The organism is Pirellulales bacterium (assembly GCA_035656635.1).
Lineage (GTDB): Bacteria > Planctomycetota > Planctomycetia > Pirellulales > JADZDJ01 > DATJYL01.
Window position 1 is genome coordinate 18,312 of sequence record DASRSD010000053.1, and the last position, 13,789, is coordinate 32,100.

Consider the following 13,789-nt stretch of genomic DNA (forward strand, 5'->3'; position numbering starts at 1 on the left):
CTAGAAGTCTATAGCATGGTGGCTTAGTGAGAAAATGTGTGAAATTATTCCCGCCGCAATTCAGCATGTTTCACAACAGACACTCAAAATCCACCGTCGACCGCTTTGGAAGAATATAGGGGTAGATAGCGATAGTACACTTCCAGTGTGAGGATGGCCAGCGACGTGTTGAGCAGCCGGCCCCCTTTATCGTCATGAAAATCGGGGAAGTACCAACTGCCGTTTTCGTGCCCTTCGGTGGCTTGCGTGGCAATCAGATAATCGCGCATTTTTTTGTTCCAGCGCTCCCATTGCGAACCGCCGTGGTGGTACATCACTTGAGTGGCGTAGTAATTGAAGTACATGTTCGTTTCGGAGGGGCCCAATTTTTCCAGAATTGCCACGCCTGCATTCAAAGCCGGGTTGTTTCGCCCCCAACCCAAGTACATACGGCAGAGCAAGCCGACGGAAGTTGTGGTGGCTCCGCCATTACTAGGAAGCGTGTAACCGTAGTAGGCCCCCTTTTCGTTCTGCACGCTGTCGAGAAATTTGTTCGCCAGGAAAAACGCGGGGGAAGAAACATCCAAGCCGGCCATCTGGGCGCTTTTGAGCGCCATCAGCTGCCAACCGGTCACACTGGTGTCGCCTACTTGCCCGGGAAAGTATCGCCAACCGCCGCCGCGATGATCTTGCGCATACAAAATGAAATTGACCGCATTTTGAGCATAAGGTCGCAAGTTGGAATCTTTTGACATGGCGTACGCCTCGCACAACACAATCGTGGTCAGCCCTTGCGCATACATGGTTCCTTCCTGCAAATCGCCCCCTTGCGGAGTGACCAACATTTTCGTGCCTAGATAATACAGTCCGTGATTTACTTGTTCGGCATAAGGCCCTTCCTTGTGCGTGTAGCCGGCACCGTAAAATGGCAACAGAGCCAAGGCGGTGGCGGCAGTGGTGGAAGTTTCACGACCCGGGTTGCGGCATAAATTTCCACACGGGGCACCATCAAAATTGAATCGCCAACCGCCGTCCTCGTGCTGATGGGCCAGCAGCCATTTCAGACCGCGCTCTACGGCCGCCTCACTTCGTTCGGAACCGCCTCCGGAGCCGACCAACTGCGCTCGACGTTCCGGTGACCGTCCTCCTAAACCGCCGCCGCCTTTGCCCATGGGTTGCCCCCACGGTACGCCGCCCCCGTCGGCCGAAAACGCAGCAGCCAAAGGATCAACCTCTGGTAGTTGTGTAGTGAGATGGCTTTTCAATTTACTTGCAGTTCCTAATTTCGGCACGCCCAAAGGCGTATCTTCCAAGGCCGACCCGAATAAATCGCCGCTGGGTGAAGCAGAGGCGGCGCCCGGCAGCCGGGACTGCGAACGATCGGCGGGGGACGTTTCACCAGGCAATTCTTCCGACAAAGGCTCGTCACTGCTGACGGTGTGGACATTCAAATTCACGGGCGAAATATCTTTGATAACACGGTGCATCAATAAGCAGAGCATCACAAACAGCGTCGCATGCATCAAAGCACTGGTGAACCAGGCACCGGTCTGCTGATGGAACGGCCACATCCGTCGCATTAGCGACAGACTGGTTTCGCTGGGAATGGCATTCAACTGGGTCGCGATAGTAGTGGATTGCTCCGACGCAGACTGAGCAGAGGAAGCAAAATTTGCAGCATCAGCGGCCGCCGACTTCTCTGCGGCAGGCAGTTCGGGCGCTGCTGTATTTGTGGACACCACGGGAGGCGGTGCTGGTTGAGTCATGTTTGGAGCTACTAGATCTGCTTTGAACGGCACACCACGCCAGCCCCGCGAGGAAGGCAGATTTGTTTTGTCGACGGGAAAACTGGGATCGGCCGAACCCAATTTCACCGGCGATGGGGACACATTGACGGCAGATGGAGTTTCACCAGGCATCGCTGAATTCACATAGCTAAACCTAGGCCGGACACTTCTGCATCGCCGGCACGTGATAGGCAGAAACTGAGCAGCTTATATCAATTATAACCCGTGCCCCTTACGAAAGACGCCGAGAAAACGGTACAATCGAGCGTTCTCAACCGATGGTTTTAATCGTTTTGGCCTGAGGAGAAAATCGTGGGAAAGAGCAAAAAGAAAGCGGAAACCGTGTTTTTGGTGTGCGACGAAACCGGCGATTACAATTACACCCTGCGGCGGAAGCCAGGGGGCGAGAAACTCAAGCTGAGCAAGTTCAACCAGCGGTTGCGCAAGCACACCATGCATACCGAGAAGAAAAAGTAATGGTTTGCCGAAGGTGTCAGGAGGACGAAGCATGCCCAAACGCTGGCTCATTCGCGAACATGATCCGGCACAAATTGTTCGCCTGGAGCGCGAAGCAGGCGTATCGGCTGTGGTGGCCCAACTGCTGATCGGCCGAGGCATTTGCGATCCGCACGTGGTGGGCGGTTTTCTCGATCCCAAGCTTACTGCCCTGCGCGATCCGGAAGAATTGCCTGGTATTCCCGCAGCCGCCGATCGATTGTTGTCTGCCATCGCCGCCAATAAGCCGATTGTGGTGTATGGCGATTATGATGCCGACGGCATGACCGCCACCGCCATTCTATTGGGTTGTCTGCAATTATTGGGCGCGAATGCCAGTTTTTATGTGCCAAATCGCATTGATGAAGGTTACGGTCTGAACCATGAAGCCCTGCGCAGCTTGGCCGAACGCGGCGCAACGGTGGTAGTGACCGTTGATTGTGGAATTACGAGCATCGATCAAGCCCTAACTGCCCGCGAACTGGGTTTGGAACTTATCATTACCGACCATCACGAAATGGCGGCTGAGTTACCGACCGCGGCAGCGATTGTGCATCCACGACTGTCGGGACATGGTTATCCGTTTGCCGGTTTAAGCGGTGCGGGTGTGGCGTTCAAATTGGCATGGGCATTGTGTCGACGGAAGTGTCAGGCGAAACGAGTAACCGACGCCCTGAGGTCGTTTTTGTTGCAGGCGGTGGGCATTGCCGCCATCGGCACAGTGGCCGACATCGTGCCGTTGATCGATGAAAATCGTATTTTGGTGTATCACGGCCTGACCAGCTTGAAGCATCAACCGACGCCGGGTGTGGCAGCGCTCATGCGGCTGACCAAACTCGATCAAAAACCGGCGCTCAATTGCGAAGATATTGGCTTCACGCTGGCCCCCCGATTGAATGCGGCCGGTCGTTTAGGGCAAGCGCAGTTGGGCGTCGAATTACTGACCACTACCAACGCCGAACGGGCCGGCGCACTGGCCGAGTATTTACACGAGCTCAACAACAGTCGTGATAGTTTGGAGCGCAGCATTTATTTGGCGGCGAAAAAGCAACTGCAGGAACAGTTCGATGCCGAACAGGATGCCGCGTTGGTGCTCGCCAGCCGCGGCTGGCATCCGGGCGTGATTGGCATTGTTGCCGGACGGCTGGCAGAGAAACATCATCGACCAGTAGTATTGATTGCCCAAGATGATTTGGGAGTAAAACCGGGAATTGGCTCGGTTCGGGGAGTACCCGGCTTTCAAGTACATCTCGCGCTGACGGCTTGCACTCAGTGGCTATTGAGCCACGGCGGACATGCCGCAGCCGGCGGTTTGAAAATTGAAGATGGCCATGTAGGCGCTTTTCGCATGGGATTTTGCGAGTTTGCCGCCCAACAAATTTGCGACGACCAGCGCGTGGCCGAGTTGTGGATTGACGGCGAAACCGCACTCGCCACGCTAACGCTAAAAGCCGTGGAGCAGATCGAGCGATTGGCACCCTTCGGTCATGGCAATCATCGCCCCCTGCTATGTGCCAGCCACCTGCGGTTGGCGGAGCCGCCCAAACGCATTGGAGCCAGCGGGCGGCATTTATCGCTGCGCTTGGAGCAACATGGGGCCCGTCTTCGCGGCGTGGCCTTTGGCGGCGGTGAATGGTTCGACGAACTGGCCGGGCATGCCGGCCTGCTGAACGTGGCGTTTCGGCCCGTCATCAATACTTTCAATGGCCGCCGCGCGGTAGAATTACACGTTGTTGATTGGCGCGCGGCAGAGTCAGCCGTAGTAGCAAAAACGGGCTAACGTGGTTTGGGAATTCAATTTTTCCAAACGACGTGGGGCACGGCGGCTCGGCATGTTTCAAAATAAGTGATTTATGGCAACGCCGGATCCACTTCAGACGGCGCGGCTGCAAATGGTCGCGGAGCAACTAGAACATCGCGGCATTCACGATGCAAACGTGTTGGCCGCCATGGGTAAAGTACGGCGAGATGTGTTTGTGCCCAAGGAACAACAGGCTAATGCCTATCGAGATGGGGCTCTGGCCCTGGATCACGGGCAGACGATCAGCCAGCCATACATTGTGGCGCTGATGACTCAAGCGCTGGAGCTTACGGGCAACGAAACCGTGTTGGAAATCGGCACCGGCAGTGGATATCAGTGTGCGGTGTTATGCGAGCTGGCACGCTGGGTGACTAGCGTAGAACGACACGAAGAGCTTTCTAACCAGGCCGCCGCCGCCTTAAAAACGCTGGGTTATACCAATTACACGCTGGTAGTGGGCGATGGCACGTATGGCTGGCGCGAGCTTGCGCCGTATGATCGCATCATGGTTACCGCCGCCGCACAGCGCATGCCGCAGGCATTGTTCGATCAATTACGCGAAGGAGGCATTTTGGTCATTCCACTGGGTCCCACGGAAGATCAAGCGCTGCAAGCAATCAAAAGAATCAATGGGCAACCGTCCTTGCGCGAACTTTCGCCTTGTCGCTTCGTTCCGCTTGTGGGCAGCGAAGAACCGCGGTGGTAATGTGCAAATTCGGCGGGCGGCAATTTTCAGATCTCGGCATGACCACGCTATCAACATGGCTAGAAGTAACCAAAACCTCGCGGAATACGCATAAAAAACGCTCTTGACCCATTTGGAGAATTGCCCTAATCTTCCCGCCTCACGACGGTCGATTGGGGTGGACGACCAATACTTTTCGTCTAGCTCAGCTCGCCGCCAATCAAACACAACAATTCGCGTGATCCACTAGTGGATGGGTCTGCACGGGGATAAGTATAGGCGACGGGCCCGGTTTATCCTGCGGACCAGCGGAGCGATTTCGGCAGCATGGATGCGGCCGGACGCTTCGATACATCAACCGATGTTACGCACACGTCGGACAAGCGCTCGCCAGTACCAAACTTTGCACGGAGGCAAATCTTTCCCGCCACGCGGACATCTTTATCCCCTAGTTCCGCGTCACAACCACCTGCCGCATCGTCCAATCGCTCCCGGAAACGGATGGAGTCCTTTGCCCCCCTGGGACCCGGCCTTTCCGGGAGCTTTTTTGCGCACATGATGTACGAATGAAGATTGTTATGCTGGCTTGCTTTGTGGCGATGCACCCAGCTTGCGGACTTCGTTGAGTAGTTCTTCCAAGCGCATTAACAGTTCGCCGTGTCGCATTTCATCTGGTTCAGGCTTGCGAGCCACAATCGAAATGTTGCCGCCAGGTTCGAGAATCGCACGTTCGACATCCTTGAGTGAACTGAATCCTTGTCGTCGAGCTACGGCCTCCAATTCGGCTTCGGTAATGAGTTCACGGCGCAACCGATCTTTGTGCACTTTACCCGCTTCCACCAACACGTCGGCATCCCCTTCAATTAGATGCTCCAATTTTTGATGGCCGAACAAAAACCACACCACAACATAATTAACCAACAGCAAAGTGGCGGCGCCAATCAGGCCGCCGGTGACAGAGTTATCATCACCAATAATCGCGTTTTGCACGGTGTTAGCCAACGTCAACAGCACGATCAAATCAAACGGATTGAGCTGCGCCAATTGCCGCTTACCCGCCAAGCGCACCCCTAGAATGAGAAAAACGTATACAACAATAGGCCGCAAGATTTTTTCGATGACCGGCAAATTCAAATAAAACATGTCGTGCCAAGAGGTGTCAGCAAAAAGCATAGGCCGGGTCTCCAAAACAAATTGAATGGGAAATGGCGGATCGAATCAGAAAAAAGGAACGGCTCGATTTTGTCTTTTTGTCCAGGAAATTAAATTGGTGGACAAAATCGCTACGTTTTGTCACAAGCTTGGCCTGCTTGCCGCGGATTTTTTCGAAGGTGTGCTGAGTTGGCGGCGACATAATCGGGGAGTTTTTGGCTTGGAAGTGCTAAATGATGAATGATAAATGTTAAACGTTAAACGGCGGCGCAGGTGCCGGCAAAGCGCTGAACGATGAACATGAAACGATCAACGGCTGCGGTTTACATCTCCGTGTGTAATATCGTGGCTCTCGCTCTTTCTACCAATTGTCTATCGCCGGTCGCCTTCGATCCACGCTTATATAGGTGACACATGTACACTTTACCGAATTTCGCCTGAGAATCAATGCTATTTTTGAGCCACGGAATGCCACTGGCTGGAGTCAGTGTTGTTCAATGAATACAGCTCTGGCTCGATCAACAAGTTCTTGCGTCGAAAATCGTAGGAATCGGTTGGTCACCTACAGGCTCACGTCTTCGGCAACTTCAGCACAAATTGGTGGAGTTCGGTCAGTTCTCGTTCGTATCCGCCGGAAAGAATGGGAAAGCGGCACCAGGTTTTGGGATCCAAGTTCTCGTCGTCCACATGAAATGATGGGGCATAGCGCTCGCGCTTCCATTGATTACGGCTCCACAAACGAAAAAATCGCTCCACCCATGTCAACATTTCCTGCGCCGAGTATTGCACAAACTGAGTGCGCATGAGCTTAAATACTTCCATCGGGCTGTGTTTATCGCGGATGGCAGCCCGTTCGATGGCGTCCAGCACGTCGTACGGCATTAAATCGGCTTCGTCGGTTTGACCGGCGCTAGGCGGACGAAGCTCCGCGGTGGGCGCTTGCACGTTCACCGCGTGTAGTGCGGGAATAGGGCCGAATCCTTGCGGGCCGATGGTCTCCAACCACAATAGCCAGCGGCGCAAAAATGCTTTGTCGATGCCGGCAATTGGGCTGATGCCGCCGCTGGTATCGCCGTCCATCGTGGCGTAACCTACGGCCGCCTCCGAACGGTTACTGGTGGAAGCCAGCAGTGCCCCACGCAAATTTGCCAACAGCCACGCACTGGGAGCGCGGGCTCGAGCTTGAATGTTTTGCAGCGCCAAATCGTCCGTTTTCCAACTCAACGTGCGGTTAGTCTTCTGAGAAACAAGATCCAGGTACTCCTGCACTACTCGATCGATATCGAATTGGAAAAAATCGGCGCCAATGGCCTCCGCCACACCGCGAGCGGCCGCTAAAGTAACCTCGCCACTGTTACGCGTCGATTGATACACGCAAGCCAACAAGCGCTGCACCATTTCTCGCTCGTTGTCGGCGGTTTGAATTTCGGGAAAGTAAGACAGCTTGGTAAGAAACGCTTCGCGGCCCAATTCAGCCACGCCGAATTTCACCATCAGCGCGATCAAGCAAGATACCGCCGCCGAATCGGCCCCGCCGCTGATCGAAACCACAAAACCTCGAGAGCGGCTTTTGCGCATGTAGTCGAATAGAGCTAACGAAATAGCCCGGGCGAATTCTTCCTCCTTCACGTCCACGCTGTTTTCCCAGGCTGGGCGCTGCACGGATTGCGCCATGGGTTCGCACGGCAAATAAGTAAACGGCACGTGAATGCAGTCGTCGGTGACCGCGGTTAAATCAGGAGTGAAGCTGCCGGTGCGAGCCCGCGTCAATCGCGCTGCATCCATATCGACCAAGGCCGACGTCAGGCCCCATTGGGCAAAGGAAAAGCGTGGTCCGGCGGCAATCATTTTTCCGGCCGAGGCAATTAAAGCATCGCCATCGTAAATGGCCCGGCCTGCCTCATTGCCAACCAAATTGGAGTACACGTAATGAACCCCGAACGCGCGGGAACCCTCCAACACAAATCGTTCGCGAATGATTGTTTTGCCGAATGCAAAATGACTGGCGCTGGGATTCAAGATGACATCGACGCCGCGCTGAGAAAGCTCGATACCCGGCCGGTTAGCCACCCAGGCATCTTCGCAAATTTCAAAGCCGATGCGCACACCGCCGCAATCGAAGTAAATATCTCCTAGTGGATACTCGTGACCGTCGACCACAATTTGCACCCGGCGACCCAACGGCCAGGGCTTAAACCAACGGGGTTCGTAATGAATTCCGTCGCCGGCCAAATACCGCTTGGCGGTGAATCCGGCAATGCGCCCATCGACGGCCAGGCAAGCCACGTCGTATAGCGCATTTTGATACAGCAAGGGCAAACCCAGAGAAACAATCATGCCGTGGGTTTGCGGCACAATTTCTTCCAGCACACGCCAGGCCATGCGCTGCACGCCGGAAGAAAGAAACGCATCTTCGCAGCCGTAGCCGCTGATGCATAACTCCGGCAGGCAGAGAATGCTGACGTTCCGCCGTCGCGCTTCTTCGATGGCAGCGACAACGTTGGCCTGATTGGCATCCCATGCCAAAGGCGTTTGATTTAGCACCGCGGCGCCGACGTGAAGCAGTTGCATGGGATGATTGAAAGGTTAAATCAATTGCTTTCAATCATTTTCCGCCGCCGCTAAAACGTTCGTCAAGCTGTTGGCAGCCTTGTTGGATGTAATAGTTCAGCAATTCGTTGCGCAGGCTACGCAACGAAATTTGTCGCTGGTCCCAACGCGCGACCAGGTCGGCATGCTTGGTGCGAATGCGATCGATGGCGGCGCGCTCTTCCGAAATATGCTGACGTTGATCGGCCACCGGGGGATTGACCGGGGATGCTGGGTTGACGTCAAGCGGAGGTGGTGGCCCGTCCGAAATGGCATCCAATGCCGCTTGAAACTCGCGGCCAGCGCCATTGGCCACGTCGTCCAGGGTTTCTACCACAGCCTGGGTTTTCGCCGCCGAAACCAAATCCATTTGCGCGCTCACGTTGGCGCTGGCTGCCAGCGCTTTGGCCAGCAATTCGTTGTCTTTGGCCGCCTCCGCCACTTTCAGACGCAACGCTTGAAACAAATCGGGCGTGGGACGCAACACTTGCTTTTCCATTAATTGCGCGAAATGGTCGTAGATAGCTTCTTGCACCTGCCGCTGTGGATCGTACATGGGCTCAGCACGACCGACAATTTCCATCTTCGGCGAAAACAGCGCGCCGGTGGGTGAAACAAAGCCATCCCCCAGCGACAGGCCCAAGGTGGCAATGTTTTCTTGCGTGTGGCCGCTGGCGGCGGTTTCGGTTATCGGAAAAAAAACTTCGCGCGGCAAACCCGTTTGCTGGGCACACAACAGCAGCAAGCCGGCGCAGTAGGTGTGAATTTTCTTGCCGCGCAAATCGACGTTTTTCAATTGGGCAATGCGGTCAGTGCGAAAATTCAGATCGAATTCCGCTGGGTCGCCGATCATTGCCGTGGCCGCTCGCCCCATTTTTTCCGCCACAGCTGGATCGGGATGCCGCAAAAATACGTAATTCAACGTGCGATTCAGAAACAAATCGACATTCGTGGCCGGAATGCTGGTGCCACGTTCTTCCAAATCAACCACGACCATTCGCTGCTTGCCATCACTGCCGGTGTCAACAGCCAACACTCCCACGTGCGTGAATAATCCCGGCGATAAATCGGTGAATAAATTGTATGGCGAAGGATTACGCATCAGCAGCCAATCGCCGGGGCGCACTTCAAAGTGCCCCAAGCGGTAAACGTTGCCTTCCAAACCGTTCCGCTCGCGGTCGGCCAGCCAGGCCAGCAATGTTTCCACCCGGCGTTGTTCTTCGGGCCGCCATTGGGTGCGATCGATTTTCAGCAATCGCTCTCGAAGCTTGGCTGCCGTGATTACCGGCGGCGGAAGCGTAGAATCTTGTCCGGGTCGTGGATCTTGCGGCAAGCCCAAAGCGCGAATCGCTTCGGCCGCGGCCAGAATTAAGGTGGGAGGCGTGGTTTCATCGCGAATGAAATCGGCCAAATCGCGGACGGAATCGATGGTGCCGGCCGCGGCCATCAATTGAATGACTTTTAGCTTTTGTTCGGGCGACAAGACGGAAGCGGTGGCCGGATTGAAATTAAAAAGATTCGAAGTCATGGCGCTGGAGGCGCCTTTGGAGCCATTTGCCTCGTTGGCGCCGGCGGACAGGGCTGCGCGCATGGCCAAGCGCCGTTGAAAGGGAGTCATGCCGGCCATGGCGCTGGCTTGGTTTTTGGCCGAAGTGGCTTCGGAGTTGTTGGGGTCGCTGGACGTTGCCGGCGGATCGATCAAATCGACCGACATGACTTCCGCTCCCACGCTGCTTTTGCGCTGCGAAAGAAAATCTAGGAGCCGTTGCCGCAACGGAGGGACATCGGCGAAGCGGTCGGCGGTGTCGTCGAGAATATCGATCAAATCGGATTGCAACCGGCCCGAAAGATCAACTAATTTGGCCGTCGTCGATAAATAATTTCGGAGACTCGTGTGACGCTGGCTATCGTCGGGAAGCGAAGCAAAGCGAACGCGGACGGTCAACAGGTCGTCGAGTTCTCGATCGATAAACTCTTTGGCATCGAGTAACCGGCCAAGAATATTAATTTGTTCCTGCGGCGGCTGTCCGGCAGCCACTCGACCCCATAAATGCACCCATTGTTCGATCGCATCGGCTGCTTGTGAAAGGCCTGTCAGATCAAGACTGCCGAAATCTTCCGCCGCTTGTGGAACCGATTGATGAAAACGTCGTAGCCAGGGGCTAAGGCCATCGGTTTCCGGCGGAGATGGGGCATTGGGATCGACCGGCTGAGAACGACCTTGTTGTTGCTGAAGTTGCTGCTCCTCTTCCAGCATGCGCTCCATGCGCGGATTCGTGCGCATCATGCGGGCTTGCGCCCAGGCGGTTGAGCCATGCACAACCAATTCCGCTGCAATTGTGGCAATCAAAACGCCACACTTGCCAGACACTAGCCAGCGACAACGCAGCACAGCAATCACAACAAGAGCCCTGCAAATTCAGGAAAAATCGGCACGTTTTAGATTATATCACTATTAACGTGCTGCAGGTTGAAATGCCAGAGCGCGAGCGAAAATTTACAACCCCTTGCCGAGCCACCATAAGAACAGGCCCAAGCCAAGCAGGAACGCGGCAATCCATGTTCCAAAGCGTAACGCATGCCACAAGATCGAGCGCATATCTTCGTGTCGAGTGGCAGCATAGACAAGGCTTACCGAGACTACGAGCGGCAATGCGTACCACAATTGATTTGCTTGTGCCAGTAACATTTATTTCTTTTCCTCTTTATCGGAAGGTGTGCTATCGGTGAATTCTCCTTGCGGTTTCGGTAGGGGAATCGCGGGTCCACCCCATGCATCCCAAATGGCTAGCACATTGAGCAAACCAGCCACCATGGTAAACACGGTGCCCAAATCGTAATATCCGCCTTGCTGATATTGCCAGTGTGCTGATTGATCAGTCGGCGGTTCGCTGCTGGAAACATATCGCAAATATGTGGCGTTAGGATCGCGCGGATCGTACGTATCGAATTTCCGAAATTCCGGATCGTCGGGATACTTTGCTCGTTCACTTTCGACCCATGCACGGGGAACTACCTGGCCAGGCACAACCGGAGGCGCCATGAATCCATCCCACAAGGGCGCTTTGGGGGGAACACTGGCGACGCGAACGGCCTGTACAATGGCCGGAAGGGCCGGCAAGCCTGCGGCGACTTGGCACAAATAAGCATAGTGGGCGTCATTTTCGCGGAACGAAGCGTACACAACGCGCCCGCCCCCTAGCCACAATCCGTAAAAGAACGTGGCCAGAATGCACGTCATCAGCAGGCCACCTTTGCCCCAACGGCGCTGGTACATGTGACCCAACCCCGGCACCAACCACGCCAACAGGGCCGACAGCCAAGGATCGCGCAAGTTAATTTGCAGCGTATTCTTTCCCGCGGGAACCGTAATGATTTTTCCGAGTGTCGTTTCTGGCATGGAAATTCCCTCGCAGTAGCGATGATTTTACGGGACCGATTACCCGCGGCCTTTGGAACGCCAATCGCTAGGCCAGCGCACATGCTTCGATTTTAATGCAATCGAGAACGTACCACTAGGGCAACTAGTTATTCGCCGCCGCGAATAGAATCTTAGTCTGCTGCCAAACGGCGTAGTAGATTTTGTTAGGCCACGGCGTCTACAGCGCCCAATTCGTGATAGACGCTGTTGACGATATCGACGTCGATTTGTGCCAGTTCGCGACCGGCCCCGGCAAGCAACGCCAGGTTGGCCAATTGATCGACACACCTTGGAATGCCGCGGGTCAGATCATGCAAATGTTGCAGCGCTTCGTCGGTGAAAATGGGCGATTCGCTGCCGGCTTGCGCCAACGTTTCGATAATGTATTGCACGGTATCAGTCGGTTCCCAGGCTTCCAGGTCGATGCGTAATTCGGCCAACTCAAGCAACCGCGGAGACAACCGGACCGCGGAATTACCTGGGGCGGTCGTGGTGGCAACCAGCACCATGGTCAGGCGGCCGCCAGCAATATTCTCGGTTTGCGACAACCGTACTAAGTGATCGAGCATTCCGTTGGCGGCCTCATCGGCGTTATCTAGCAGCAAAACGGTGTCGAGTTGCTGATAGCGATTTTCGGCTAGCCGATCGAGTATGCCGCGCCACAACCGAAACGGATCGTCCCGGCGATCTGGATTAATTCCCAATTCGGCCGCCGTGAGCCATAAAAACTCGTGCAAATCGATTCCTAGCAAGTTCACATTGGCCAGTTGCGCGCCGCTGCGCCGAAGCCGACGAGAAAATACATCCAGCACCAGCGATTTGCCACAGCCGCTGGAACCCAGGAGCAGCCCCAGCCGCCTTCGCTCCTCTACTAAAAAATGGAGTCGGGCCAGCGCTTCTTCGTGGATCGGGCTGCGGAAAAACCGCCGGCCATCTAGCGTGCCGCGAAAGGGGGATTCACGCAGTTTCCAATGATTGCGAAGCATACTTGTGCCAAGCATGAAACGAGGAGATTGAGCCGGCCATCCACCGCTTAATCCACTTTGGATTTCCGTATCTTTTAAATTATCGGTAAGATTGACAGAAAACTTGGCTGAATTTTTTCAGAAAAGTGAACTCATGTCCAAAAGATTTTTTGCCCAGACTCCCATCAATGGCGATCGTGTGACGCTCGAAGGAGTCGAAGCTCATCATTTGGCGCGCGTGATGCGTGCTCAAGTGGGCGATGTAGTAACGCTGTTCGACGGATCGGGTTGCGAATGTATGGCGGAAATTGCAGAGATTGGAAAATCGCATGTGGAATTTGTGGTGCGCCAGCGCCGAGAAATGAATCGAGAATCGCCCCTTAAGCTTACGCTGGTGATCGCGCTGCCGAAGGGAGATCGGCAGCGCTGGCTCGTGGAAAAAACCGTAGAATTGGGCGTGGCGACGTTAATTCCGTTGGAAACCCATCGCGGCGTAGCACAGCCTTCCGCGGCAGCACTGGAACGGCTGCAGCGCGCCGTAATTGAAGCCAGCAAACAATGTGGCCGCAATCGGCTTATGGAAATCGCTGCGCCTCAAGCTTGGAGCACCTTTGCGGCCGCTTTCCATGGCCCGGCTTTACGATTGGTGGCCCATCCGGGCGGAGAGCCATTGCACGGCATTCGGTCGAACAACGCAACCATGGAACTTGCCGAAGGCGTGGTCGCTGCCATTGGCCCGGAAGGTGGATTTACCAACGAAGAAATTGCGCAAGCGGTCACGGCTGGCTGGATGAGTGTTGATTTGGGTCCGCGAATTCTACGTGTTGAGACAGCAGCCATTACCATGGCTGCTTGGGCTGCCCTCATCGGCATCGAGATTTGTTGATAATACGGTTTCTAACAAATGTTCTGTCA

Annotated in this window: 10 protein-coding genes; 4 read left to right on the forward strand and 6 right to left on the reverse strand. The window is 55.0% G+C overall.

Annotated elements, in window-relative coordinates; genetic code table 11:
• Positions 1-83: 83 nt before the first annotated feature.
• On the reverse strand, positions 84-1,898 hold the full coding sequence (locus VFE46_04590; protein HZZ27264.1) for a prenyltransferase/squalene oxidase repeat-containing protein: 1,815 nt from the start codon (positions 1,896-1,898) through the stop codon (positions 84-86).
• A gap of 180 nt (positions 1,899-2,078) precedes the next feature.
• Here VFE46_04590 and rpmG point away from each other — a divergent pair, with 180 nt between their 5' ends.
• The 3 genes from rpmG to VFE46_04605 all read left to right on the forward strand — a co-directional run bounded on the left by rpmG (position 2,079) and on the right by VFE46_04605 (position 4,768).
• Complete coding sequence (gene rpmG, locus VFE46_04595) at positions 2,079-2,243, forward strand: 50S ribosomal protein L33 (protein ID HZZ27265.1); 165 nt, start codon at positions 2,079-2,081, stop codon at positions 2,241-2,243.
• A gap of 31 nt (positions 2,244-2,274) precedes the next feature.
• Entirely contained in the window at positions 2,275-4,041 is a 1,767-nt protein-coding gene (recJ, locus tag VFE46_04600) for a single-stranded-DNA-specific exonuclease RecJ (GenBank protein HZZ27266.1), read from the forward strand.
• A gap of 73 nt (positions 4,042-4,114) precedes the next feature.
• Positions 4,115-4,768, forward strand: a complete 654-nt coding sequence (locus VFE46_04605; GenBank protein HZZ27267.1) for a protein-L-isoaspartate(D-aspartate) O-methyltransferase — start codon at positions 4,115-4,117, stop codon at positions 4,766-4,768.
• Positions 4,769-5,323: 555 nt separating this feature from the next.
• Here the strand turns inward: VFE46_04605 and VFE46_04610 are convergent.
• From VFE46_04610 to VFE46_04630, 5 genes are all read right to left on the reverse strand, one after another.
• Positions 5,324-5,920 carry a YetF domain-containing protein gene (locus VFE46_04610; protein ID HZZ27268.1) on the reverse strand — a complete coding sequence of 199 codons (597 nt, stop codon included), beginning with the start codon at positions 5,918-5,920 and terminating at the stop codon, positions 5,324-5,326.
• Between the two features lie 549 nt (positions 5,921-6,469).
• The gene (gene nadE, locus VFE46_04615) at positions 6,470-8,470 is read right to left on the reverse strand and encodes an NAD(+) synthase (GenBank protein HZZ27269.1); all 2,001 of its coding nucleotides are present in this window, start codon (positions 8,468-8,470) and stop codon (positions 6,470-6,472) included.
• Positions 8,471-8,504: 34 nt separating this feature from the next.
• Positions 8,505-10,838, reverse strand: a complete 2,334-nt coding sequence (locus VFE46_04620) for a hypothetical protein (protein HZZ27270.1) — start codon at positions 10,836-10,838, stop codon at positions 8,505-8,507.
• A 339-nt stretch (positions 10,839-11,177) separates the two neighbouring features.
• Complete coding sequence (locus VFE46_04625) at positions 11,178-11,888, reverse strand: DUF6677 family protein (protein ID HZZ27271.1); 711 nt, start codon at positions 11,886-11,888, stop codon at positions 11,178-11,180.
• Between the two features lie 185 nt (positions 11,889-12,073).
• Positions 12,074-12,895 (reverse strand): AAA family ATPase, encoded by an 822-nt coding sequence (locus VFE46_04630; protein ID HZZ27272.1) that lies wholly within the window; start codon positions 12,893-12,895, stop codon positions 12,074-12,076.
• Between the two features lie 133 nt (positions 12,896-13,028).
• Here VFE46_04630 and VFE46_04635 point away from each other — a divergent pair, with 133 nt between their 5' ends.
• A complete protein-coding gene (locus tag VFE46_04635) occupies positions 13,029-13,760 on the forward strand; it encodes a 16S rRNA (uracil(1498)-N(3))-methyltransferase (GenBank protein HZZ27273.1) in 732 nt (243 codons plus the stop codon).
• Positions 13,761-13,789: the final 29 nt, after the last annotated feature.